Origin of the sequence: Pseudomonas soli (assembly GCF_900110655.1) — a bacterium.
GTDB classification, from domain to species: Bacteria; Pseudomonadota; Gammaproteobacteria; order Pseudomonadales; family Pseudomonadaceae; genus Aquipseudomonas; species Aquipseudomonas soli.
In genome coordinates, this window is sequence record NZ_FOEQ01000007.1 from 269,681 (window position 1) to 293,414 (window position 23,734).

The window sequence follows — 23,734 nt, forward strand, 5'->3', positions numbered from 1 at the left end:
CAACGACACCGCCCCTACCCGCCTTGCAGAGAAGCAGCCCGATGAAAAAGACCGTCCTGGCCTTCAGCCGCATCACCCCGGCCATGGCCGAGCGCCTGCAACACGACTTCCACGTGATCGTGCCCAACCCCAAGCTGGGCGACATCGCCGCCCAGTTCAACGAAGCGCTGCCCGAGGCCCACGGCCTGATCGGCGTCGGCCGCAAGCTGGGCCGGGCGCAGCTCGAAGGCGCGGGCAAGCTGGAGGTGGTGTCCAGCGTCTCGGTCGGCTACGACAACTACGACCTGGACTACTTCAACGAGCGCGGCATCGCCCTGACCAACACCCCCGACGTGCTCACCGAAAGCACCGCCGACCTGGGCTTCGCCCTGATCATGGGTTGCGCCCGGCGCACCGCCGAGCTGGACGCCTGGACCAAGGCCGGCCACTGGCAGGCCACCGTCGGCCCGGCGCAGTTCGGCTGCGATGTGCACGGCAAGAAACTGGGTATCGTCGGCCTGGGCAACATCGGCGCGGCTATCGCCCGGCGTGGCCGTTTGGGTTTCAACATGCAGGTGCTGTACACCGGCAACAGCCGCAAAGCCGCGCTTGAGCATGAGCTGGGCGCGCAGTTCCGTAGCCTGGATGAGCTGCTGGCAGAGGCCGATTTCGTCTGCCTGGTGGTGCCGCTGTCGGACGCCACCCGCAAGCTGATCGGCGCCCGCGAGCTGAAGCTGATGAAGCCCAGCGCGTTCCTGGTCAACATCGCCCGTGGCCCGGTGGTTGACGAAGTGGCACTGGTCGAGGCGCTGCAGGAAGGTACCATTCGCGGCGCCGGCCTGGACGTGTACGAAAAGGAGCCGTTGGCCGATTCGCCGCTGTTCAAGCTGCCCAACGCCCTGACCTTGCCGCACATCGGCTCGGCCACTGCCGAAACCCGCGAAGCCATGGCCAACCGGGCCATCGACAACCTGCGCTCGGCGTTGCTGGGCGAGCGGCCGCAGGACCTGGTGAATCCACAAGTGTGGAAAGGCTGAGTCGTTCAGCCCGAGCGCCTGGCCCCGTCGCAGTCTGTTTCCACTGCAGACTGCGACAAGGCGCCATTACTTGACTGCCAGCTCCCCTTCCACAGGCCTGGGCTTGGGCTTGCGAAACACCAGCACGTTCCCCGCCATCACCGCCACCAGCCCCAACAATGCCGGCGCTGTCCATTGATACCCCTCGGCAAACGCCGACACATTCAACGCCACCAGCGGGAACAGCACGGTGCAGTAGGCTGCCCGTTCCGGCCCCATGCGCCCGACCAGCGTGAGGTAGGCGGTAAAGCCGATCACCGAGCCCGGGATCACCAGATACAGCAGCGAGCCTATGTAACGCGTGTTCCACTCCATATCGAAGGGGATCCCCCTGAACAGGCAATACCCTGCCAGCATCGACGCGCCATAAACCATGCCCCAGGCATTGGTGGTCATGGGTTTGAGCCCGGCCTTCTGCTGCACACTGGAGAGCATGTTGCCGGCGGAGAAACACAGCGTGCCAAGCAGTGCCAAGCCCAGGCCATAAAGGGTTTCGCGGCTGGCGGCATGATGAGAAAGCTCTGGCCAGAACAGCAGCCCCAACCCCAGCAGCCCCATGGCTCCGCCGCCAAGCACATTGGCAGCGATCTTCTGGCCGAAGAACACCCGCGCATTGATCGCGTTCCACAGGGTGGCAGTGGAAAACACCACGGCGATCAGGCCGGTCGCGACCCACTGGCTGGCGGTGAGAAAGCACATGAAGTTGACGCAGAACAGGCACAAGCCCTGGGCCAGGCACACCAGGTGACCACGTCGGTTCATCGGCTGCAAGCGGCGGGTGAGCAGCAGCAAGACAAACAGGATCAACCCGGCCAGGGCGAAGCGGTAGACGATCGACACCGGGATGGCGACCACACCCAGTTGCAGCTTCAGGGCGATCCAGGTGGTGCCCCAGATCAGGACGGTAAGCAGGTAGAGCGACAGGTTCATGGCGGCTTCCTCGAACAGGCTTTCGGCCCATCGCGGGGCAAGCCCGCTCCCACATTGGGCCACCCTGGCGGGCTGGCGTGGGAGCGGGCTTGCCCCGCGATGGCCGTCACAGGCAAACAGTGTCTTCCCGGGCTTCACACCTGCGCTTGCATAAACTTGCGCTTTTCCTCCTCCGCCAGCTGCCTTCCCGCCCACGCCGCAGTACGATGGCCTTCAGAGGAGTCTCCAGATGCCCGCACTCGACCACCTGCAAGTCTTCAACGCCCTCAACGCCTCACCCAACGCCCGGTTGGAGCTGAGCGCGCACCTGGGCGACGGCCTGGCGGCGGCATTGTGGAGCAACCGCGACGATGCCCGCGATTACCAGGCGCCCAGCCATCACACCCTGTCGTGCTACATCGCCGACGGCACCGGTACTTTCCGCCGCCAGCGCCCGGCCGACCGCGGCGCACCGGACAAACTGTGCGTGATGCCCGCCGGCCACGAATCGAACTGGGTGATCAATGGCTCGATCCGCCTTGCCCACCTGTACATCAGCGAGGAACAGTTCGCCCTTGGCTGCACCCGCCTGCTGGACCGCGAACCGCGTGAAATGCAGCTGCGCGAGGCGACCTTCCTCGACGATCCGCAACAGGCCGCACGCTTTCGCCAGCTGATCGACATGGACTGGTCCGAGCCCGGCGAACGCCTGCTGGCCAGCAGCCTTGCCCACGACATCATCGACCACGCCGTGCTCAACCAGGTCGGCCTGCGCCATGGGCTCAAACTCAGGGGTGGCTTGGCGCCGCACCAGCGTCGGCAGCTGGTGGACTATATCGAGGCCCACCTGGACCAGCCGCTGACGCTGGGCGAGCTGGCGCTGCGCTGCAACCTGTCCGAGTACCACTTTGCACGGATGTTCCGGGCAAGTTTCGGCCTGCCGCCGCATCAGTATCTGCTTGCCCGGCGGCTGCACAGGGCCTGTCGCTTACTGCGCCTGGGCACGCCAGCCCTGGGCGAGGTGGCACTGGCGTGCGGGTTCGCCAGTGCCAGCCATTTCAGCAACAGGTTTCGCCAGGCATTGGGGGCGACGCCTGGAGAGTACAGGGCAGCGTTCCGCGCCTGACTGCCGGGCCCTGTCGCGGAACAAGCCCATTGCCATGCCGCCCATTATCGATTGGTCAGAACTCGAAGGTGCTCGACAGGCTGACTTGCCGCGCATCCCCCACCGCAACGAAATAGCGGTTCACCGCGGAGCTGTAGTACACCTTGTCGAACAGGTTCTTCACGTTCAACTGCAGGCGCACCTTGTGCTCGTCCAGCTTGGTTTCGTAGCTGGCGAAGGCATCGGCCACGGTGTAGGCCGGCAGGTCGAAGTCGTTTGTCGCATTGCCCGCACGCTCACCCACGTAGCGCGCACCGGCTCCCAGGCGCAGGCGATCACCGCCGAACAGGCTGCCGTAGTCGTATACTGCCGACAGCGAACCACTGTGGCGGGCGACGTTCTGCAGGCGGTTGCCCTTGAGCTGCGGGTCCTTGGTGACCTCGGCGTCGGTAAAGGCATAGGCCCCGATCAGGCTCCAGCGCTCGCTGAGCTGGCCAGTCAGGTCCAGCTCGACGCCCCGTGAACGAACTTCCCCCGCGTTGCTGTAGAGAATGGTCCCCGGCTGGGTGTCGCCATCGGCCACCAGCACGTTGCGCTTGGTGATGTCGAACAGCGCCAGGGTACCGGTCACCGCGCCCGGCACGTCGAGCTTGGCCCCCAGCTCCCAGGACTTGCCCTCCTCCGGCGCGATCCCAGAGTCCAGGGTCAGGGTGCGGCCACCACCGATGCTCAGCGGGGCGATGGTCGAGTTGGGCTTGAACGACTCGCTGTAGCTGCCATAGAACGACAGCTGCTCATCGACCTTGTAGACGACGCCCGCATGGGGCACCCAGGTCTGGTCACTGGTGTCGGTGTTGACGTTGAACGGTCGGCCGCGGCCGGCGTACTGGTCGTACTGCTGGAAACGCCCGCCTGCCACCAGGATCCAGTGCTCGTCCAGGTGCCAGGCGTCCTGCAGGAACAGCGAATCGGTGCGCAGCTTGTCGGTCTGGTCGCTGTCGCTGGCGCGCACATTGGTGCCTTCCACTTCGCGGCCATAGACCGGGTTCAGATAGCTGAAGGTCGAGCGGCTGTTCTGACGGATCAGGTCGGCGCGGTAGACCTTGCGGTCCTCGTGATCGGCACCCAGCACCAGATCATGACGCATGCCGGCCAGCTCGACACTGCCGTTGAGGCTGAAGGTGACGAACTGGTCACGGCTCAGGGCGCCCCGGGTGCCGTCGATACTGCGCGACAGCGTGCCCTTGCTTTCATCCACGCCGGTCACGCGCACCTGGCTGGCATCGTAGGTTTCGCGGTTGAAGCTGTAGCCGACGTGCAGCTTCCACGCGTCGTCCAGCTGATGGTCGATTTCCAGGCGGTACAGGTCGGAGCGGCCCTCCATGTCGTTGAACGGCTCGTCCAGGCGGCGAGTAGCGGGTATGTTCAACGGGTGGCCATCGCTGCCGAAGGCGGTCCCGCGGTCGAACGGATAGCGAAACTCGCGGTGCTCATAGGCCAGCACCACCTGGGTGTCCTCGCCGTACCAAGCCAGCGACGGCGCCACCAGCGATTCGCGGTGCACGCCGAAGTTGCGCCAGTAGTCTTCATCCTCGTGATCGACGATCAGGCGATAGGCCAGGTTGCTCTCCCCCAGCGCACCGGTGCTGTCCAGGCCGCCACCGCTGCCGTTCTTGCCGTTGCCGTAGGTCGAGCCGCGCAGGGTCAGGGCGTTGTACTGCGCAAGTTGCGGGCGCTTGCTGACCACATTGATCACCCCGCCCGGGTCCTGGATGCCGTAAAGCAGCGAGGCCGGGCCCTTGAGCACTTCGACCCGCTCGGTGCTGGCATTGAGCGCGCGGCCCTGCACGATCGGCATGCCGTCGCGCATGATCGAACCGTCGCGGTTGTCGCCGAAGCCACGCTTCATCACGGTGTCTGCGGTACCGCCGAAGTTGTTGCCCTGGGTGATGCCGCTGACGTTGTACAGGGCATCGTCCAGATTGCGCGGCGCCTGGTCGCGGATCACCTGGGCCGGGACCACGTTCACGGCCTGCGGGATATCCAGGGTCGCGCCCTGGCCGCGCATGATCGAGGCGCTGGCCGGCGGCTGGTAGCTGTAGTCGTCCAGTTGCGAGTTGATGGTGGTGGCTTGCAGGTTCACCGCGCCGGAAGTGTCGACCGGCTCCAGGGTCAGCGTGCGGGCGTCGAGGCGGCGCCAGGCCAGGCCTGAATTGCCGAGCAACTGCTGCAGAGCCTGCTCGGCGTCGAAGGTGCCGTTCAGCGCCGGGGCTCGCAGGTCCGGTAGCGTCAGGGTATAGACCACGCTCTGCCCGGTGGTACGGCTGAAGGCGTTGAGCGCCTGGGCCAACGGCTGGCTGGGCTGGGCGAAGGCATAGACCTGGCTCTGCTGGGCGGCCACGGCCTGGGGCACGACGGCCACGGCGGACAAGCTGCAGAGGCCGAACCAGAGCGAGACGCAACGCGGGGTGAACTTCATGGACGCGGACCTGTGGGCGGGATGATCGTATGCGAATGAATCGCACTTCCACTTACTACACGGATGCCGGCGTGGGGTACCTCATCACCTGATGGAAATATTTTGCTGTTCCGACCCTATCGCGAGGCAAGCTCGCTCCCACGCGGTGGCTTGCAGGGTCCAAGATCGTGGGAGCGGGCTTGCCCCGCGCTGACGTCGGCTCAGGTCAACGCAAAACGGTCAACCGGCCCAACAGCGTCTGCCGCTCGAACCCCAGCACCTTGCCCAGCGAATCCAGCGCGGCCAGCGGTTCCTCAACCGGGAAACTGCCACTGACCCTGCGCTGCGCCAGCTCACCGTCGAGCAGCAGGATCCGCCCCGGGTAGTAACGCCCCAGGTCCTCGAGCACCTGCGCCAACGGCACCTGGTAGTAGTTCAGCCAGCCCTGGCGCCAGGCCAGGCGGCTGTCGCTGTCCACCGCCTCGACCCCACCGGCCACACCACCGGCATAGGCCAGTTGCTGGTTGGCTGTCAGTTCGCGGGCAGGCTGCCCTTCGGCTGCCGTCACCGCCACCCGCCCGCTGCGTACCGTGACCTGCGCGCCGTCACCCTGCCCGCGCACCTCGAACTGGGTCCCCAGCACCCGCACTTCGCCGCCCTGGGCATCCACCAGGAACGGCTCGCCGGTATGGGTCACCTCGAAGAACGCGGCGCCGCGCAGCAACCGCACACGCCGCTCGCCCTGGGCGAAATCCACTGCCACGGCAGTGCCGGCATCCAGGGTCAGTTGCGAACGATCGGCCAGGGTCACCTGCCGCACCTGCGCCCCGCTGGTGTAGTCGGCGCGTAGGTCCTGCAGCCAGAACTGCGGCTGCCAGCCTGCCGCGAATCCCAGCGCCAGGACCAGGCTCGCCGCCACTGCCAGGCCGCGCCACGGTCGCTTGCGCTCGGGCCGGCGCATGGCCTCCAGGTATGTTTGCAGCCCTTGGTGTTCCTCGGCCGCCAGCCGCGCCGCCGGCGCCTCGCTCAGGCGCCAAAGCGCCTGGGCCTCGGCATAGGCCTGGCGATGGGCGGGGCTCTCCAGCAACCAACGCTTGAACGCCGCGCCCTCGGCCTGCGCCGGCTGCTGCTGGATGCGCCCCAGCCAGCGCAGGGCGGCCTGGGACTGGGCGGCAGTGATCGGCTGTTCAACACTCATCGACGGGCGCTCCCTGGCCGGCGCAGTGGGGACGCGGGGTCGGCGACACTCGCCTTGCACGCTTCGAGGGCGCGCATCATATGCTTTTCCACTGCGCTCTGGGACAACTGCATGGCCTTGGCGATCTCGCCGTAGGTGCAGCCATGGATGCGGCTGAGCAGGAAGATCTGCCGGGTGCGTTCGGGCAGCGCCCGCAGGGCCGCCTCGATGCGTTGCAGGTCGTGATTGACCTCCAGGGCCTGGTCGGGGGCCTGGCTGTCCGACACGCTGTCATGATCATGCAGGCCTTCAGCGACCCGGTCGCGGCTGCCTTCGCTGCGCAGGTAGTCGATAGCCAGGTTGCTGGCGCTGCGCAGCAGGTAGGTATCGAGCGCCTCGACCTGCACCTCGGGGCGCCGCCAGAAGCGCAGGAACAAGTCCTGCACCAGGTCCGACGCCGTGGCGCGGCAGCCGACGCGGCGGCTGACCAGCGCCTCCATGCGCGCACGCTGGGCGAGGAACACCTGGACAAAGCGTGCCCGCCCGCCGCCGGCCTCGGAGTCGCTCAAGGGCCTAGACCGCCAGCACGGCCAGCAGCGGCCCGAGCACCAGGCTGGCAAGCGCCGCGCCGAGCAACAGCCGCGGCTGGTAGGGCAGGCCGAACACCCACAGGGTCACGCCGGCCATCAGCACGGCGATCCACTCCACCAGGCCCAGGGCCCAGCCGCGCCCATGCACGGCGAGGATCAACGACAGCAGCAGCAACGCCCAGCCCGTGATCTTCAAGGCTCGCAGCTGCCGCCCCGTGGGCTTGCGCCCGAGCAGGTCGTTGAAGTGTTTTTCCATGGCCAGGCACAGGCCGGCAAAACCGGCGAAGCCCATCAGCGCAACCCCCAGCATCAGCTCGCCTCCACGGTCTTGGCGGCGCGTGGCGCATGCTTGGCGACCGGCTTGGGCGCGCGCAGCATCTTGCCGGCGGCCCAGGCCAGGAACAGGCCGGTGGCCAGGGCCGTCAGGTCGAAACCGGCCATGGCCCAGTCACCCGCGGCGATGGAGTGATCCAGGCCCTGGTCGGAGGTCAGCGCGTTGAGCAACGGCAGCAAGGCGAACGCCAGCGCGCCCAGCGTCAGTTGCTCGCCCCAGGCGCGGCGCCCGCTCCTGAGCATGGCGTGGAGCAATGACGCGCCCCAGGCCAGGAAGAAGCCGTTGATCTCCCAGTCAGCCCGCCCTTCCAGCGTTGCCGGCAGCAGGCGATTGGCCCAGAAGAACGCCGCCACGCCCAGCAACAGGCCGCTCATGCTGGCGATGTTCAGCACTTCGACCAGGCGCAGTTCGCCGGGCATGCGCGCGCTCTTGGCATGCTTGAGCTGGCGCTTGCCCAGCCACATCACCAGCCCGGTGCCGATCACGGCGGTGCCGGCCACGCCGAAGGCGAAGTACAGCCAGCGCAGCCAAGGCCCGGCGAAGTTACCCATGTGCAGGCCGACGAAGGTGAACGAGGTAGTCATCGCCGCGCTTTCCGGCGCGCCGCGGCGCAGCAGCTCGCCACTGACGCCATCGAAGGTCCAGATGGCGCTGCGCTGGTAGGCGACACTGTCGGCCGAGGCGCGGGTGAAAGTGACCCGGGCGTTGCGGTCACCCGGGTTGTGCACCTGGATGTAGCCCATGCGCGCCCCCGGCGCCTGTTCCTGGACCTTGGCATACAGTTCGGTCAACGGCGCCAGCGGCGCGGTCTGGGCAACCGCCTTGGGCACCTCGTCGCGGCCGAACACATCGTTGAAGTAGCCGCTGCTGTCGCCGTAGCTGGCCAGGATGCTGGCCGGCATGACCATGTACATGAAGATCACCAGGCTGCTGTAGCTGATCATCAGGTGGAACGGCAGCACCAGCACACCGATGGCGTTGTGACCGTCGAGCCAGGACCGCTGGCCCTTGCCCGGGCGGAAGGTGAAGAACTCCTTGAAGATCTTCTTGTGGGTGATGATCCCGGTGACCAGCCCCAATAGCATGATGAAGGCGCAGAAGGTCGACAGCCAGCGCCCCCAAGGGTGGGGCATCTGCAGTTGGAAGTGGAACCGGTAGAAGAACTCGCCGCCACGGCTGTCGCGGGCCTCGACCGCCTCGCCAGTGCGCGCGTCGAGCTCCTTGTCGGTGAAACCACGCCGCCCACCACCGTTCGGGTCACGCCAGCTGACGCTCAACGCCGCCTCGCGCTCGCTGGGCAGGCGGATGAACCAGGTGCTGGCATGGCCGGCATTGGTTTCGAGGTAACGCTGGGCCAGGCCGAGACTGGTCACCGGGTCGAGTGGATGACTCTGCACCTCGGGCTGGGTCCAGTGGCTGATCTCGTCCTTGAAGTACGACAGCGTCCCGGTGAGGAAGATGGCGAACAGCAGCCAGCCGAAGATCAGGCCGGTCCAGGTGTGCAGCCAGGCCATGGCCTGGCGGAAGCCTTCTTTCATGGCAGGTTCATCCAGTAGGCCAATGCGTTGATCAGCCCCAGCACCAGGCTTGGCAGCAGCATGCCCAGCCAGGCGCGCCAAGCGCTGCGGCAGGCGAAGCACCAGATGAAGGCGATCAGGTAGAAGACGAATGACAGCATCATCCCGGTCATCGTCGCGTCGGCCTGGGTCATCGGCGCAAGCAGGGTGATGCAGACACTGGCCATCGACGCCAGCAGATAGCCGCCCAGCAGCGCTGCCAAGCTGCGGGAAGTCACGGCCAGGCGGTAGCTCAGGGGAAGGCCGGCGGCTTTGCTCTTCATGACGAGGATCCGGGAATGGGGGCTGCAATACTAATGATTTCAATTCTCATAAGCAAAGCATGCCGACACGCGCGATGGCGAGCCAGCTGCCCAACGGGTCAGTCGTTACGAGTTGAAACCCAAGGAGGTGCGCACCTTGGAAAGCGGCACCGCCAACGGGGACCTGCAGGCCGATGCCGGCGCGCTCTGGTCAATTTCGACAACCCGCTCGAGAGCCTCCAGAACCACACCCACCGCGCGACAGCCCTCTGGACAAGCGCCCCCTGTTGGCGCTGCCTTCAAGCCAGCGCTTTCTCGATGGCCTGCACCACGGTCGGATCATCTGGTGCGGTACGTGGGGCGAAGCGTGCCAGCACCCGGCCATCCTTACCGACCAGGAACTTCTCGAAATTCCAGCTGATGTCGCCAGGGAACTCAGCGCCTTCGCCCGCCAACAGGCGATACAGCGAATGACGTTGCGGGCCGTTCACCTCGAGCTTGGCCCCCAGCGGGAAGCTCACGCCGTAGTTGAGGCTGCAGAAGTCCTGGATTTCCTTCTCGCTGCCAGGCTCCTGGCCTGCGAACTGGTTGCACGGCAGGCCGAGCACGTTGAAGCCCTTGCCCTTAAATTGCTGGTGCAGTTTTTCCAGCGAAGCGTATTGCGGCGTCAGCCCGCACTTGGAGGCGACATTGACCACCAGCACCACCTGGCCCTTGAACGGAGCGAGGGGCAGGTCCTCGCCGTTCAGCGCCTTCAACGTCAGGTCGTGAAATGCACTCATGATGAAATCCCCTCTCAGGTTCCGATTGCCGCAGGGGCGAATCCCGCCCACGAAAAAGGCGCGCGGCCAAACCGTCCACCCTCCCGAGGAGGGCAAGTCCGGCTTGCCCGAGCGCCTGGCGACTCTCTGAGCTTAGCGCAGAAAATCAGTGGTGATGGCCACCTTCACCGTGGATGTGACGGTGAGCGATTTCTTCTTCGCTGGCGTCACGCACGTCGACAACCTTGACCTTGAAGTTCAGGCGCTGGCCAGCCAGCGGGTGGTTGCCGTCGACGGTCACGTCGTCGCCGTCGATGTCGCGGATGGTGACGATCTGCATCTGGCCGTCCGGCGCCGAGGCGTGGAACTGCATGCCGACTTCGAGTTGGTCGACGCCTTCGAACATCTTGCTGCTCAGGGTGCTGACCAGCTCGGCGGAGTATTCGCCGTAGGCTTCTTCGGGCTCGATGGCAACGGTCAGTTCCTCACCGGCCTGCTTGCCTTCCAGGGCTTTTTCCAGGCCCGGGATGATGTTGCCGGCACCGTGCAGGTAGACCAGCGGCGCACCACCGGCGGAGCTGTCGATGACCTCACCAGCGTCGTTGGTGAGGGTATAGTCGATGGAGACAGCCTTGTTGGCGGCGATCAGCATGGGGCAAGACCTTTTGCAAAAGAATATAGAACGAACAAGTGTAACCAACGCATCGGCCGATTGCGAACCCGGCGCGGACCAACAGCAGCCCATCAGTCGGATCACCGGCTTCCACCTCGACGAAGAGCGGCACTGGGTGGTCGAGCTGTCCTGCGGCCACACCCAGCATCTGCGCCACCAGCCGCCGTGGCAGGCACGGCCCTGGGTGCTCGATGCCGACGAACGCGCCCGGCGCATCGGCCAGGTATTCCCCTGCGGCTGGTGCGCTCAGGGTGCCGTTAGCGCTACCCTTGGCCGCTGAACTCCTTGCACCGCTTATTCCGAGAAGCACGCATGCAGACATTTTTCATCGCGCCGACCGACTTCGGTGTCGGCCTGACCTCCATCAGCCTGGGCCTGGTGCGCACCCTGGAGCGCGCCGGGCTCAAGGTCGGCTTCTTCAAGCCGATTGCGCAGCCGCACCCCGGCGACACCGGCCCGGAGCGCTCCAGCGAACTGGTCGCCCGCACCCATGGCATCAAGCCGCCGACGCCCCTGAGCCTGGGCCATGTCGAGCGCATGCTCGGTGACGGCCAGCTCGACGAACTGCTCGAACAGATCATCCGCCTGTACCAGCAGGCCTGCGTCGGCAAGGACGTGGTGGTGGTCGAAGGCATGGTGCCGACCCGTCACGCCAGCTATGCCGCCCGGGTCAACCTGCACCTGGCCAAGAGCCTGGACGCCGAGGTGATCCTGGTATCGGCGCCGGAAAACGAGGTACTCAGCGAGCTGTCCGGCCGCGTCGAGCTGCAGGCCCAGCTGTTCGGCGGCCCGCGCGACCCGAAAGTGCTGGGGGTGATCCTCAACAAGGTGCGCACCGACGAAAGCATGGCCGATTTCGCCACCCGCCTGCGCGAGCACTCGCCGCTGCTGCGCGGCAACGACTTCCGCCTGCTCGGCTGCATCCCCTACCAGGCCGAGCTCAACGCCCCGCGCACCCGCGACGTGGCCGAGCTGCTCGGCGCCCAGGTGCTCAACCCCGGCGACTACGACCAGCGGCGCATGAGCAAGATCATCATCTGCGCCCGCACCGTGGCCAACACCGTGCCGCTGCTGACCTCCGGCACCCTGGTGGTGACGCCGGGCGACCGCGACGACATCATCCTCGCCGTGTGCATGGCGGCGATCAACGGCGTGCCCCTGGCCGGCCTGCTGCTGACCAGCGACAGCAAGCCCGACCCGCGCATCCTCGAGTTGTGCCGCGGCGCCCTGCAGGCCGGCCTGCCGATCCTGTCGGTGAGCACCGGCTCCTACGACACCGCCAACCAGCTCAACTCGCTGAACCGCGAGATCCCGGTGGACGACCGCGAGCGCGCCGAGTTCATCACCGACTTCGTCGCCAGCCACCTGGACGCCGCCTGGCTGCACCAGCGCTGCGGCACGCCACGCGAGCTGCGCCTGTCACCGGCGGTGTTCCGCTACCAGTTGATCCAGCGCGCCCAGCAGGCCAACAAGCGCATCGTCCTGCCCGAGGGCGCCGAGCCCTTGCTGGTGCAGGCCGCGGCCTTGTGCCAGGCCCGGGGCATCGCCCGTTGCGTGCTGCTGGCCAAACCCGAGCAAGTGCAGGCCGTGGCCCGCGCCCAGGGCATCAGCCTGCCGCCGGACCTGGAGGTACTCGACCCCGAGGTGATCCGTGGCCGCTATGTCGAACCCATGGTGAACCTGCGCAAGAGCAAGAACCTCAACGCGCCGATGGCCGAGCAGCAGCTGGAAGACCCGGTGGTGATCGGCACCATGATGCTGGCCCTCGGCGAAGTGGACGGCCTGGTCTCCGGTCTGGTGCACTCCACCGCCAACACCATCCGGCCGGCCTTGCAACTGATCAAGACCGCACCGGGCAGCAGCCTGGTGTCCTCGGTGTTCTTCATGCTGTTCCCCGACCAGGTGCTGGTCTATGGCGACTGCGTGATGAACCCGCACCCCAGCGCAGCCGAACTGGCCGAGATCGCCCGGCAGAGCGCCGAGTCGGCCGAATCGTTCGGCATCGCGCCACGGGTGGCGATGCTCAGCTACTCCAGCGACTCGGCGGCCAGCGACGAAGAAGTGGAGAAGGTCCGCGAGGCCACGCGCCTGGCGCAGCAGGCCGAGCACGACCTGCTGATCGACGGCCCGTTGCAGTACGACGCCGCCGCCAATCCCGAGATTGCCCGACAGCTGGCGCCGTCGAGTCCGGTAGCCGGGCGCGCCACGGTGTTCGTGTTCCCCGACCTGAACACCGGCAACACCACGCACAAGGCGGTGCAGCGCAGCGCCGACTGCGTCAGCCTCGGGCCGATGCTGCAAGGGCTGCGCAAGCCGGTCAACGACCTGCCGCGCGGCGCGCAGGTGGACGATATCGTGCACACCATCGCCTTGACCGCGATCCAGGCCAGCACCGTGCGCTGAACGGCAAAGGGCCGTCATGCGGCCCCACGCTCATCGGAGTGGCCAAGCCTTGGCGAGTCCGAATGAGGGCATGCCGGCACGCCGATCATTCATTTGAATTTCAGATCAATGGCAAAGAAAAACAAACTTCTCAAATAAGCCCCAGGCGCGGATGCTGTAACGATCACGCTCGTATCCTGGAGAACAACAATGAACGAAGTCGTCATCGTCGCCGCCACCCGCACTGCCATCGGCAGTTTCCAGGGGGCCCTGGCCAACGTGTCCGCCGTGGAACTGGGCGCCGCGGTGATCCGCCAGCTGCTGGCCCAGACCCAGCTGGACCCGGCGCAGGTCGACGAAGTGATCCTCGGCCAGGTGCTCACCGCCGGTGCCGGGCAAAACCCCGCCCGCCAGGCCGCCGTCAAGGCTGGCCTGCCTTATGAAGTACCGGCCCTGACCCTGAACAAGGTCTGCGGCTCGGGCCTCAAGGCCCTGCACCTGGCCGCCCAGGCCATCCGCTGCGGCGACGCCGAGGTGGTGATCGCCGGTGGCCAGGAGAGCATGAGCCTGGCGCCTTATGTAATGCCCTCGGCACGCACCGGCCAGCGCATGGGCCACGGCCAGCTGGTCGACAGCATGATCAGCGACGGCCTGTGGGACGCCTTCAACGATTACCACATGGGCATTACTGCCGAGAATCTGGTGGACAAGTACGGCCTGAGCCGCGAGCAGCAGGACGCCTTCGCCGCCGAGTCGCAGCGCAAGGCCGTGACCGCCATCGAGGCCGGCCGCTTCAAGGACGAGATCACCCCGATCCACATCCCGCAGAAAAAAGGCGAGCCGCTGGTGTTCGACACCGACGAGCAGCCACGCCCTGGCACCAGCGCCGAGTCCCTGGGCAAACTGCGCGCCGCGTTCAAGAAAGACGGCAGCGTCACCGCTGGCAACGCCTCGAGCCTCAACGACGGCGCCGCCGCCGTGCTGTTGATGAGCGCCGCCAAGGCCAAGACCCTGGGCCTGCCGGTTCTGGCCAAGGTCGCCGCCTACGCCAGCGCCGGGGTGGACCCGGCGATCATGGGCATCGGCCCGGTGTCGGCAACCCGGCGCTGCCTGGACAAGGCCGGCTGGCAGCTCGCCGACCTGGACCTGATCGAAGCCAACGAAGCTTTCGCCGCCCAGGCCCTGGCGGTGGGCAAGCAGCTGGAATGGGATGCGGCGAAGGTCAACGTCAATGGCGGCGCCATTGCCCTGGGCCACCCGATCGGCGCGTCGGGCTGCCGGGTGCTGGTGACCCTGCTGCACGAGATGATCAAGCGCGATGCCAAGAAAGGGTTGGCGACGCTATGCATCGGCGGCGGCCAAGGTGTGGCCCTGGCAATCGAGCGCTGACCGACGGCTCTTGGGGCTGCCTTGCAGCCCATCGTCGGCAAGCCTACTCCCACCCCGGCCACACTGCCCGATAGTCGTGCGCTGCTGCGGTGGGAGCCGACCCGCTGGCGATGGACCGCAGAAGCGGCCCCGAAGATCTGTTGCCCACCATGAACAATCGCCATCCAGAAGCACTAGTTGCAATTAATAGTGCAGCTCGAAAGAACTCATAAAATAAAAAAACACCTTCAAATGAGCACTTAAAGTCTCATCAACTTAACGGCTCACGATAAGCAGCTGCGCCATTAATTCGAATACGCTCAACAGCGCACACTACTTTCCGACTGTTACCAAAACGACACTTTGACACTTTCAAGGTGCCCTCTAGCCTATGTCAGGCACTCCATGAACTGCTTAAGTTCAAGTGCAATCGAACCTATAATTAAATCTGCTAAAGGGATTTGACATGCACGCTCCAGGAGCAATTCCATCGGAAAAAGAAAGCGCCCACGCCTGGCTGACGGAAACCAAGGCGAATGCAAAATCCACGGCGCTGCGCGGCAACATTTTCGCGCAGGACTATAACCGCCAACTGCTCACGGCGACTGGCCAATCCATGCGCAGCGGCGCGGATGCCATCAACCCCTTCTTCAGCCCGGCCAAGGGCACGGCGACCGGCAGCTATGCCAAGGATGCGGACGCCAATGTCAGCCCCGGCAGCGCACCAGTGAGCATCTACGAAGGCCTACAGACGGCCATCGACATTGCCCGCCGACGCTCCGGCTACAACCCACTGGACCAGCCGACCGACCAAAAGCCAAAGTCCGCCGGTGACCGTGAGCACTTCATCGCCTTCACCCAGCAGATCGCGGAAATCCCCTTCCTTTCCCTGCTGGCAGCGCAAGTCACGCAGATCCAGCAAAAAAGCCATGACGCCAACGCGCTGGTCGACTCATTCGTCAAAGGCTTCATCGGCCTGAAGAACCAGGATGTCGAGCAGATCAAACAGTCCCTGAGCAGCCTGGTGAATGCGGCACTGTCCTATTCCGAGCAGACCGAGCGCCAGTCGAACTTCAACCAGAACATCCTGCAAACCGGCGACAGCGGCTCGGTAAACTTCATGCTGTACGCCAGCGAGTTCACCATCAAGGCATCCAGCCATAAGGGCACCATTACCTTCCAATCGTCGTACACCTTGTCCCAGGCGATCTACCAGCTGTCGGTGGAAAGCTGGAACAACGTCAAGGACGTGTTCTCCAAACAGCAGAAGACCGATACCCAGCAATGGCTCGGCGATACCACCACGCAAGTGCGCGAAGGCTCCAAACTGCGGGCGATCTGCCTGGTCAGCTGAGGCCCTTGCCCGGGCCCGACGGGTTCTCCTGTCGGGCCTTTTCAGCATCGGCGCGCGCCCTCGCAGCTCAAAAGCGCTCGTCGCGCAGCGCCGGCAAGGTGATGTCGCGCACATAGCTGGCCGAGGACAGGCTGAGCATCATCCGGCACACCTGCACCACATCGTGCAACGGTATCAGCGAGCCCTCGCCCCGTTGTTCGGCCTCGGCCAGCGGCACGTCCAGGCCATCCTCGGTGTTCAGGTAGCCCAGGTTCAGGCAACTCACCCCCAGGCCTTGCTCGCGAAAGCCTTCACGCAGGCTTTCGGCGATGCCGCGCAAGCCGAACTTGCTGGCACCAAAGGTCACCTCCGGGCGACCACTACCCGGCAGGCCGGAGGTGGAGCCGGTGAGGATGATTCGTGGTCGGGCACTCTGCAGCAGCAGCGGCAGCAGGCGCTTGATCAGCAGCAGCGGCGCGGTGATGTTGGTGTCGACCATGCGCTCGATCTGCCCTTCGTCATCCTCAAGAAAGCTGTAGTTCTCCTCGAAGGCCCGCGCCTCCCAGATGCCGACGTTGTACACCAGCACGTCCAGTCCAGCGTCGGACACCGCCTCCTGGATTATCGCTGCGGCCTGGCGCGGCTGGCCGAGGTCGGCCTCGATCCACTGCGCCGCGCCCGGCAACGCTGCCGGCCTGCTGCGCGACACACCTATCAGCGTATCGCCTTGCCCACCCAGGCCCTGCACCAGCGCCTGGCCCAATCCCTTGCTTGCACCGACCACTAGAATTCGCATCGAATCACTCCCTATGGACTGCGCCGGATAGTACCCTGCCTGCCCCAGTAATCCAGTCGGAAATGCCAGGCCGCCCGTGAACAGAGAGCAACTCGAGCAAAACCAGATCCCCCTTTACTTCGTCGCCGTGGCGCTGGCCGCCGTGCTCGGCCTGCTCCTACCCACCGCCGCCGGGGCGCTCGAAGCGCTGGTGACTCCGGCCATCGCCGTGCTGATGTACGCGATGTTCCTGCAGATCCCCTTCCTCGACCTGCGCGCAGGGCTTGGCAACCGGCGCTTCATGGGCGCGCTGCTGCTGGCCAACTTCGTGCTGGTGCCGCTGCTGGTCTGGGCTGGAACCCGGGGGCTGGTCGAGCAACCCGCCGTGCTGGTCGGCGCCCTGCTGGTGCTGCTGACGCCGTGTATCGACTATGTGGTGGTGTTCACCCACCTCGGCAAGGGCGACGCGCGCCTGACCCTGGCCGCCACGCCCGTACTGTTGCTGGTGCAACTGGCGATGCTGCCGCTGTACCTGGCGTTGATGCTCGGCGGCGTCGGCCATGTGGAGATTTCCGTGGCGCCATTTGTCGAGGCCTTCGTGCTGCTGATCGCGCTGCCACTGCTGCTGGCCGTCGCCACCAGCGCCGGGGCGCGGCGCTCTGCAGTGGTTTCGAAGTGGAACGATGCCTGGGCCTGGCTGCCGGTGCCGGCCATGGCCCTGGTGCTGATCGCGGTGATCGGCTCGCAGATCGGCGTGGTCGCCAGCCGGCTGGACGACCTGCTGCCGGTGGTGCCGGTGTATGTCGCCTTCGCTGTGCTGGCGCCGCTGCTTGGGTGGTTTGTGGCGCGCCTGTTCAGGTTGTCCACAGGCGAGGCCCGGGCGGTGACCTTCAGCGCCGCCACGCGCAACTCGCTGGTGGTGCTGCCGTTGGCGTTGGCGCTGCCTGAGTCGATCCGGGCATTGGCAGCGGCGGCCGTGATTACCCAGACGCTGGTCGAGCTGGTCAGCGAGCTGGTCTACGTTCGCGTCGTGCCGGCGTTGGTGCGCCGCTAGGCCAGTCGCACCCGCCACTGACCGTAATGGCTGAACCGCACATTGGCCAGGGGCTGCACATCTATGCGGTGGAAGGATTGCACAGGCGCGCCCAGCGCATGCAGCATTGCGGCGCGGATGACGAAGGGGTGGGTGACGGCGATCCATTCGCCCTCGCCCAGGGCGCTGTCCATCCAGTGAGCAACACGCCCGCACAGGGCGGCCAGCGATTCGCCGCCGTGAGGCGTGGCATGGGGGTCACTCAGCCATGCCTGCAACTCGGCCTCATCCAGATGCTTGAGCAGCTGACCTTTCCAGGTGCCCAGGTCGCAATCGCGCAGCCCCTCATCAACTGTCGCCCTCAGGCCCTCGGCTGTTTGCCGGGCACGCAGCTCAGGTGCGCTGAGGTAGCGGACCGCCGGTTCAGGCACAAGCGAGGGCAATTCCAGCAAAGGCTCGCCATCCTGGGCGAAGCGCCCCACCCTTTGCGCCTCGGTGCGGGCGTGGCAGATCAGGGTGAGGTGGATGGGCTTCATGGCAGGGCTTCGGCAGGAATGTCCGGGCACTCTAGCCGAAGTCCGGGGAACATGCGCGATGAGGTCAGGCCGAAGCGCGCAACTCGCGGGCAGCGGCGACCATGTTCACCAACGCCGCCTCGGTTTCCGGCCAGCCACGGGTCTTCAAGCCGCAATCCGGGTTCACCCACAACCGCTCGGCCGGAATCCGCTGGGCAGCCTTGCGCAGTAGCTTGACCATCTCTTCCCTGGCGGGCACCCGCGGTGAGTGGATGTCGTACACGCCCGGGCCGATCTCGTTCGGGTAAGCGAACTGCTCGAACGCCTCCAGCAGTTCCATGTCCGAACGCGAGGTCTCGATGGTGATCACATCCGCATCCATCGCCGCGATCGACTCGATCACATCGTTGAACTCGCTGTAGCACATGTGGGTGTGGATCTGCGTCTCGTCCCGCACACCCGAGGCACACAGGCGAAACGCCTCGGTGGCCCACTCCAGGTAGCGCGGCCAGGCGCTGCGGCGCAGCGGCAGGCCCTCGCGGAAAGCGGCTTCGTCGATCTGCACGATCTTGATGCCGGCGGCCTCCAGGTCCAACACCTCGTCACGCAGCGCCAGCGCCAGCTGCTGTGCCTGCACCTCGCGGCTCACGTCCTCGCGAGGGAACGACCACATCAGCATGGTCACCGGGCCGGTCAGCATGCCCTTCATCACCTTGCGGGTAAGGCCCTGGGCGTAGGTGATCCAGGCCACGGTCATCGCCTTCGGGCGACTCAGGTCACCGAAGATCACCGCCGGCTTCACGCAACGCGAACCGTAGCTCTGTACCCAGCCGAAACGGGTGAACATGTAGCCGTCCAGTTGCTCAGCGAAGTACTCGACCATGTCGTTGCGCTCGGCCTCGCCGTGCACCAGCACATCCAGACCGAGGTTTTCCTGGATCTCAACCGCATGGCGAATCTCGCTGTGCATGGCCTCGATATAGTCGGCCTCGGTCAGCGTGCCCTGCTTGAACGCCTGGCGCGCCAGGCGGATGGCCGCGGTCTGCGGGAACGAACCGATGGTGGTGGTCGGAAACGCCGGCAGGTTCAGCCCGGCGCGCTGCTTGGCGATGCGCTGCTCGAAAGCGGTGGCGCGCTGGCTGTCGGTTGGCTTGATCGCGGCGACGCGGGCCTGCACCGCCGGCTTGTGAATCCGTGGCGAGGTGGCGCGGCTGTGCTGCACGGCGCGGCTCTGCGCCAGCGCCGCCAGCACCTCGTCGGCCTCGGGCTGGTTCAGTGCCTTGGCCAGCACCGCCACTTCCTGGCACTTCTGCACGGCGAACGCCAGCCAGCTTTTCAGCTCGTCATCGAGCTGGTCTTCACGGGCCAGGTCCACCGGGCTGTGCAGCAGCGAGCACGACGGCGCCACCCACAGGCGCTCGCCCAGGCGCTCATGGGCATGGCGCAGCACCTCCAGCGCCTTGTCCAGGTCGCAGCGCCAGACATTGCGGCCGTTGACCACGCCCAGCGACAGCACCTTGTAGGCCGGCAGACGATCGAGGATGGTCGGGTACTGGTCCGGGGCACGCACCAGGTCGATGTGCAGGCCATCGACCGGCAGGTTGGCGGCCAGGCCGAGGTTGTCTTCGAGGCCGCCGAAGTAGGTGGCGATCAGTTTTTTCAGCGGCGCGCGCTGGAGGATGTTGTAGACCCGCTCGTAGGCGTTCTTCCAGTCCTGCGGCAGGTCGAGGGCGAGGATCGGCTCGTCGATCTGCACCCACTCCACGCCCTGCACCGCCAGGCGGTTGAAGATCTGGTCATACAGCGGCAGCAGGCGGTCGAGCAGGTCGAGCTTGTCGAAGTCGGCACCCTTGGCCTTGCCCAGCCACAAATAGGTCAACGGGCCGATCACCACCGGCTTGACCGCATGGCCCAGGGCCCTGGCCTCCTCGACCTCCTCGAACAGCTGCTCCCAGCTCAGGGCGAATTGCTGGTCGGCGCTGAACTCGGGGACCAGGTAGTGGTAGTTGGTGTCGAACCACTTGGTCATCTCCTGGGCGTGGGCACCACCGCAGCAGCTGTCGCTTCGGTCCGTCGCCACGGCGCCTCGGGCCATGGCGAACAGGGTCTGCAGGGTCGGCTTGACAGCGTCCTTGGCACGGAAGCGTTCGGGGATCACGCCAAAGGTCAGCGAGTGGGTCAGCACCTGGTCGTACCAGGCGAAGTCGCCGACCGGCAGCAGGTCGATGCCGGCGTCCTTCTGCACCTGCCAGTGGGCGGCACGCAGCTCACGGCCCACAGCGCGCAGGCCAGCTTCGTTCAGCTCGCCCTGCCAGAACGCTTCCTGGGCTTTCTTCAACTCACGGTCGCGGCCGATGCGTGGGAAACCCAGGTTGTGTGCCAGTGCCATGTCGTGGTCCCTCGATCTTCTTAAAATGAATGAGGGAGATTCTGGGCTGCGGTTTAATGTGAGACAAACTCATTAAATTTGAGATGAACTCAAGATTTGCTCATAGTGCCTTAGCCATGCCGTCGGCCAGGCATCGCAAATGTCTCAATCAACATACTCCCCCGCGCAATCAGACATGCCCCAGCCGCCCACCTGTCGCACACTGCCACCCTGCCCCAACCCGGTAGCCCACACCCCATGAGCCTGTTGAAAACGACCCTGGACGCCAACGCCTTCGCCTGCATCCTGGAGTTCGTGCCCAAGCCCAGCGCCGAGCGTTTCGCCACCCTCGACACCCTCATGGCCCGCACCCAGCTGTGCGGCTGGCCGCTGACCGTGGCCATCGGCGACCGCGTCGGCAGCGCCCTGGACATGTCGCCGCTGGACGCCTTCAACAGCCTGGCCGAGCCCGTCCCCGCCCTGCTGCACTTCTCAGGCAAGGACCGCGAGCGCCATGAACTCCTGGCGCAATTGCAGCGCATGGACGCCGCCGGCCTCGACCAACTGCTGCTGCTCACCGGCGACCGCCTGCCCGGCCACGTCCCGGGCGAGCGCCCGGTGCGCTACCTCGAATCCGTCGCCGCCCTGCAGATCGTCCGCCAGGCCCGCCCGCACTGGCTGCTGGCCGCCGCGCTCAACCCGTTCAAGTACCAGGAGGCCGAAGGCGGCGCGCAGTACAGCAAGGCTGAAAAGAAACTCGCCGCCGGAGCCGACCTGTTCATCCTGCAGCTCGGTTTCGATATCGATAAACACCAGGAAGCCTTCGACTGGATGCAGCGCCAGCCCCGCCCCAAGCCGCTGATGGCCTGCATCATGGCGCTGACCGAGGGCCGTGCCGGAATGCTCGAGCATGTCGCCGGGGTGACCGTCACGCCATCGATGCGCGCACTGCTGGCCGCCGAAGCAGCGGTTTCCAAGACCTACGCCAAGGAACGCGCCAACCAGCGCCTGGCCTTGCAGGTGATCGGCCTGAAATTGATGGGCTATGCAGGCGTGCACCTGTCCGGCATCCACGAGGTGGCGCAGTTCGAGGCACTTGAGCAGACCATCGAGGTGCTGCAACCGCAGTTCAGCTCACTGCGGGACTGGGCCCCGGCCTGGGAAGCAGCCTGGCAGGCACCTGGCCTGACGCCGGTCACCTTCCATCCACCCGGACACGCCTGGCGCCTCGGGCAGCGGCAGATCACCGCCTCCAACAAGGAAAAGGTTCGCTATCACCTGCTGTCGGCGATGCACCACCAGCTGTTCAGCCGCACCACCGCCTTGAGCAAGGCCTTCGGCTGGGCCGTGACCCGGCCGCTATGGGCCAACCCCACGGCAGCGCAGTGGCTGCACCAGCTGGAACGGCGTATCAAACGGCCGATGGTGGGCTGCGATACCTGTGGCAGTTGCCGGCTGGAGGACACGCTGTATATCTGCCCCGAGACCTGCCCCAAGGGGCTGGCAAACGGGCCGTGCGGCGGCACCAGCCTGGACCGTTGCGAGTTTGGCGATCGGGAATGCGTGCACAGCGCCAAGTACCGGCTGGCGGTGAGCGTGGGCAGGACCGAGGTGTTGCGTGAACGGCTGATTCCCTGTGTGCAGGTGGAGAACCGGCAGCGTAGTTCGTGGCCGGGGTGGTTCGAAGGGGGCACCTCGAGATCGCCCTCCCTGCAGCCTGACGTCGCTCCGGAGTTCAACGAGTAATACGCTTGTCGGTAATCTCGTTACTACCCTTGCCCAACAAACTGCTTTGCCTCATTGTACAGACCAATGTCATTACAAAGAGACTGCAAACATGGCGTCCATCAATGTACGTATCGACGACGACCTCAAGGTACGCGCCTACCGTGAGCTGGAAAAGCTGGGTGTAACCCCCTCCGAGCTGATGCGCCAAGCGCTGCAATATGTTGCTGAGCGCGGGCAACTGCCTTTTAAACCCGTGTTAATGACCGAAGAGGACGAAGCACTGCTCGCCACGGTACGCGAACGCCTGGCCTCGCCGCAGAGGGTGAGGGTAACGCTGGATGACCTATAACCTCGATTTCGATGCGCGCGCACTCAAGGAATGGCAGAAGCTCGGCGACACCATTCGCCAACAGCTAAAGAAGAAGCTGGCAACCGTGTTGCTCAACCCGAGGGTCGAAGCGAACCGTCTGCACGGCTTCCCGGACTGCTACAAGATCAAGCTGCGCAGCAGCGGATATCGATTGGTCTATCAGGTCATCGATCATCAAATCGTGGTGTTTGTGGTCGCCGTGGATAAACGTGAGCGAGATCAGGTTTACCGCAAGGCGGCCGAACGATTGACCGAGTAAATCAAGCCTTCCAGAGGCGAAAGCGCTGGCGCTCTCAAGGACACTATGAAGGTGCTATGAGGGCGCGAGATACATCTCGCAAACGTCCCGATGAGGCCAAGCACTGCCCAAACCGGGACAATAGTCTGCAAGTCCACATAGCTGTCTTCACCATCCGTACCAGCTGTTTGTCATACGTACAGACATGCGCATTGATAAATGCAAATTGAGCGTATGTGACTCCGAGGAACTCCAAATGACCGGCCTACTGACCCGAGCTGAACAGGCAGTGTCCACCACCACCATGGCCCGGGAGTTTGGCGCACGCTTGAAACAAGTGACCAGCACAGACGCCACTCATCTGGTCATATTCAAGGACAACGAACCCGCTGCGGTCCTGATGGGCGTGCAAGCCTACCAGGCCATGCTGGACGAGCTCGCCGACCTGCGTGCCGAACGTCTCACCACCGAGCGCCTGCCCAGCCTCAATGATAAACACACCGTGAGCCTGGAGGAGATGGAGGCTCGCTTCAGGTAGAAGCACATGATCTGGACTGTCAGGTTTCATCCCAACAGGAAGACAATCTTCTGTAACTTGGCCGCGCCGAAGCTCAGCGGGTCCTTAAAGTCGTACGCGAGCGCATCGCTCAAGGTGAACCCGATAAGCTCGGTGTGCTGGTGCTCTGTATTGGCGCCAGGCGCGATGACGAGGTGCATGCCGCTGCCAATCGCCGTATATGAGC

At 65.3% G+C, this 23,734-nt stretch carries 24 protein-coding genes; 11 read left to right on the forward strand and 13 right to left on the reverse strand.

Translation table 11 applies throughout. The features are described from left to right. The first annotated feature begins 41 nt into the window (after positions 1-41). Positions 42-1,016: a 2-hydroxyacid dehydrogenase gene (locus tag BMY03_RS17170; RefSeq protein WP_094011742.1), complete on the forward strand. Its 975-nt coding sequence runs from the start codon at positions 42-44 to the stop codon at positions 1,014-1,016. 66 nt (positions 1,017-1,082) lie between these two features. Here the strand turns inward: BMY03_RS17170 and BMY03_RS17175 are convergent, their stop codons facing one another. Beyond that, a complete protein-coding gene (locus tag BMY03_RS17175) occupies positions 1,083-1,985 on the reverse strand; it encodes a DMT family transporter (protein ID WP_023631099.1) in 903 nt (300 codons plus the stop codon). A gap of 229 nt (positions 1,986-2,214) precedes the next feature. On the opposite strand from BMY03_RS17175, the gene BMY03_RS17180 reads away from it, so the two are divergent. Continuing rightward, positions 2,215-3,090 (forward strand): helix-turn-helix domain-containing protein, encoded by an 876-nt coding sequence (locus tag BMY03_RS17180; RefSeq protein WP_038706793.1) that lies wholly within the window; start codon positions 2,215-2,217, stop codon positions 3,088-3,090. A 55-nt stretch (positions 3,091-3,145) separates the two neighbouring features. Here BMY03_RS17180 and BMY03_RS17185 read toward each other — a convergent pair whose 3' ends face one another. The 8 genes from BMY03_RS17185 to BMY03_RS17220 all read right to left on the reverse strand — a co-directional run bounded on the left by BMY03_RS17185 (position 3,146) and on the right by BMY03_RS17220 (position 10,860). After that, positions 3,146-5,548, reverse strand: a complete 2,403-nt coding sequence (locus tag BMY03_RS17185) for a TonB-dependent siderophore receptor (protein ID WP_094011743.1) — start codon at positions 5,546-5,548, stop codon at positions 3,146-3,148. 205 nt (positions 5,549-5,753) lie between these two features. Next, positions 5,754-6,725, reverse strand: coding sequence for a FecR family protein (locus BMY03_RS17190; RefSeq protein ID WP_038706795.1), 972 nt, complete (start codon positions 6,723-6,725; stop codon positions 5,754-5,756). Beyond that, positions 6,722-7,273, reverse strand: a complete 552-nt coding sequence (locus tag BMY03_RS17195; RefSeq protein WP_244891332.1) for a sigma-70 family RNA polymerase sigma factor — start codon at positions 7,271-7,273, stop codon at positions 6,722-6,724. The genes BMY03_RS17190 and BMY03_RS17195 overlap by 4 nt, the downstream gene beginning before the upstream one ends. Positions 7,274-7,277: 4 nt before the next feature. Further along, positions 7,278-7,604 (reverse strand): DUF3325 domain-containing protein, encoded by a 327-nt coding sequence (locus tag BMY03_RS17200; RefSeq protein ID WP_046854208.1) that lies wholly within the window; start codon positions 7,602-7,604, stop codon positions 7,278-7,280. After that, positions 7,604-9,166, reverse strand: coding sequence for a PepSY-associated TM helix domain-containing protein (locus BMY03_RS17205; RefSeq protein ID WP_094011744.1), 1,563 nt, complete (start codon positions 9,164-9,166; stop codon positions 7,604-7,606). Before BMY03_RS17205 ends, BMY03_RS17200 begins: the two co-directional genes overlap by 1 nt. Beyond that, positions 9,163-9,468 carry a DUF3649 domain-containing protein gene (locus BMY03_RS17210; protein WP_094011745.1) on the reverse strand — a complete coding sequence of 102 codons (306 nt, stop codon included), beginning with the start codon at positions 9,466-9,468 and terminating at the stop codon, positions 9,163-9,165. Before BMY03_RS17210 ends, BMY03_RS17205 begins: the two co-directional genes overlap by 4 nt. A 278-nt stretch (positions 9,469-9,746) precedes the next feature. Next, positions 9,747-10,229, reverse strand: coding sequence for a glutathione peroxidase (locus tag BMY03_RS17215; protein WP_094011746.1), 483 nt, complete (start codon positions 10,227-10,229; stop codon positions 9,747-9,749). 145 nt (positions 10,230-10,374) lie between these two features. Continuing rightward, positions 10,375-10,860 carry an FKBP-type peptidyl-prolyl cis-trans isomerase gene (locus BMY03_RS17220; protein WP_046854201.1) on the reverse strand — a complete coding sequence of 162 codons (486 nt, stop codon included), beginning with the start codon at positions 10,858-10,860 and terminating at the stop codon, positions 10,375-10,377. Here BMY03_RS17220 and BMY03_RS17225 point away from each other — a divergent pair. From BMY03_RS17225 to BMY03_RS17240, 4 genes are all read left to right on the forward strand, one after another. Continuing rightward, positions 10,859-11,161 carry a DUF3565 domain-containing protein gene (locus tag BMY03_RS17225; RefSeq protein WP_094011780.1) on the forward strand — a complete coding sequence of 101 codons (303 nt, stop codon included), beginning with the start codon at positions 10,859-10,861 and terminating at the stop codon, positions 11,159-11,161. The two genes, BMY03_RS17220 and BMY03_RS17225, sit on opposite strands and share 2 nt — an antisense overlap. A 32-nt stretch (positions 11,162-11,193) precedes the next feature. After that, on the forward strand, positions 11,194-13,284 hold the full coding sequence (pta, locus tag BMY03_RS17230; protein WP_094011747.1) for a phosphate acetyltransferase: 2,091 nt from the start codon (positions 11,194-11,196) through the stop codon (positions 13,282-13,284). Between the two features lie 189 nt (positions 13,285-13,473). Next, positions 13,474-14,652 carry an acetyl-CoA C-acetyltransferase gene (locus BMY03_RS17235; protein WP_038706800.1) on the forward strand — a complete coding sequence of 393 codons (1,179 nt, stop codon included), beginning with the start codon at positions 13,474-13,476 and terminating at the stop codon, positions 14,650-14,652. A gap of 445 nt (positions 14,653-15,097) precedes the next feature. Then, complete coding sequence (locus tag BMY03_RS17240) at positions 15,098-15,985, forward strand: hypothetical protein (RefSeq protein WP_023631032.1); 888 nt, start codon at positions 15,098-15,100, stop codon at positions 15,983-15,985. Positions 15,986-16,052: 67 nt separating this feature from the next. On the opposite strand, the gene BMY03_RS17245 is transcribed toward BMY03_RS17240, so the two are convergent. Further along, positions 16,053-16,760 carry an SDR family NAD(P)-dependent oxidoreductase gene (locus tag BMY03_RS17245; protein ID WP_094011748.1) on the reverse strand — a complete coding sequence of 236 codons (708 nt, stop codon included), beginning with the start codon at positions 16,758-16,760 and terminating at the stop codon, positions 16,053-16,055. 76 nt (positions 16,761-16,836) lie between these two features. On the opposite strand from BMY03_RS17245, the gene BMY03_RS17250 reads away from it, so the two are divergent. Next, positions 16,837-17,793 (forward strand): arsenic resistance protein, encoded by a 957-nt coding sequence (locus BMY03_RS17250; protein ID WP_094011749.1) that lies wholly within the window; start codon positions 16,837-16,839, stop codon positions 17,791-17,793. On the opposite strand, the gene BMY03_RS17255 is transcribed toward BMY03_RS17250, so the two are convergent. Both BMY03_RS17255 and metE read right to left on the reverse strand, forming a co-directional pair. After that, positions 17,790-18,308 (reverse strand): histidine phosphatase family protein, encoded by a 519-nt coding sequence (locus BMY03_RS17255; RefSeq protein ID WP_023632629.1) that lies wholly within the window; start codon positions 18,306-18,308, stop codon positions 17,790-17,792. The genes BMY03_RS17250 and BMY03_RS17255 overlap by 4 nt on opposite strands. A 64-nt stretch (positions 18,309-18,372) precedes the next feature. Beyond that, positions 18,373-20,676, reverse strand: a complete 2,304-nt coding sequence (metE, locus tag BMY03_RS17260) for a 5-methyltetrahydropteroyltriglutamate--homocysteine S-methyltransferase (protein WP_094011750.1) — start codon at positions 20,674-20,676, stop codon at positions 18,373-18,375. Between the two features lie 237 nt (positions 20,677-20,913). Here metE and BMY03_RS17265 point away from each other — a divergent pair, with 237 nt between their 5' ends. The 4 genes from BMY03_RS17265 to BMY03_RS17280 all read left to right on the forward strand — a co-directional run bounded on the left by BMY03_RS17265 (position 20,914) and on the right by BMY03_RS17280 (position 23,529). Beyond that, a complete protein-coding gene (locus BMY03_RS17265; RefSeq protein ID WP_094011751.1) occupies positions 20,914-22,401 on the forward strand; it encodes a methylenetetrahydrofolate reductase C-terminal domain-containing protein in 1,488 nt (495 codons plus the stop codon). Between the two features lie 91 nt (positions 22,402-22,492). Beyond that, positions 22,493-22,732: a type II toxin-antitoxin system RelB/DinJ family antitoxin gene (locus tag BMY03_RS17270; protein WP_094011752.1), complete on the forward strand. Its 240-nt coding sequence runs from the start codon at positions 22,493-22,495 to the stop codon at positions 22,730-22,732. Further along, positions 22,722-23,012, forward strand: a complete 291-nt coding sequence (locus BMY03_RS17275) for a type II toxin-antitoxin system RelE family toxin (RefSeq protein ID WP_023629498.1) — start codon at positions 22,722-22,724, stop codon at positions 23,010-23,012. Before BMY03_RS17270 ends, BMY03_RS17275 begins: the two co-directional genes overlap by 11 nt. A 235-nt stretch (positions 23,013-23,247) precedes the next feature. After that, positions 23,248-23,529, forward strand: a complete 282-nt coding sequence (locus BMY03_RS17280) for a type II toxin-antitoxin system Phd/YefM family antitoxin (RefSeq protein ID WP_244891333.1) — start codon at positions 23,248-23,250, stop codon at positions 23,527-23,529. Positions 23,530-23,555: 26 nt separating this feature from the next. On the opposite strand, the gene BMY03_RS26380 is transcribed toward BMY03_RS17280, so the two are convergent. After that, a complete protein-coding gene (locus tag BMY03_RS26380; RefSeq protein ID WP_158659585.1) occupies positions 23,556-23,708 on the reverse strand; it encodes a hypothetical protein in 153 nt (50 codons plus the stop codon). Between the last annotated feature and the right edge of the window lie 26 nt (positions 23,709-23,734).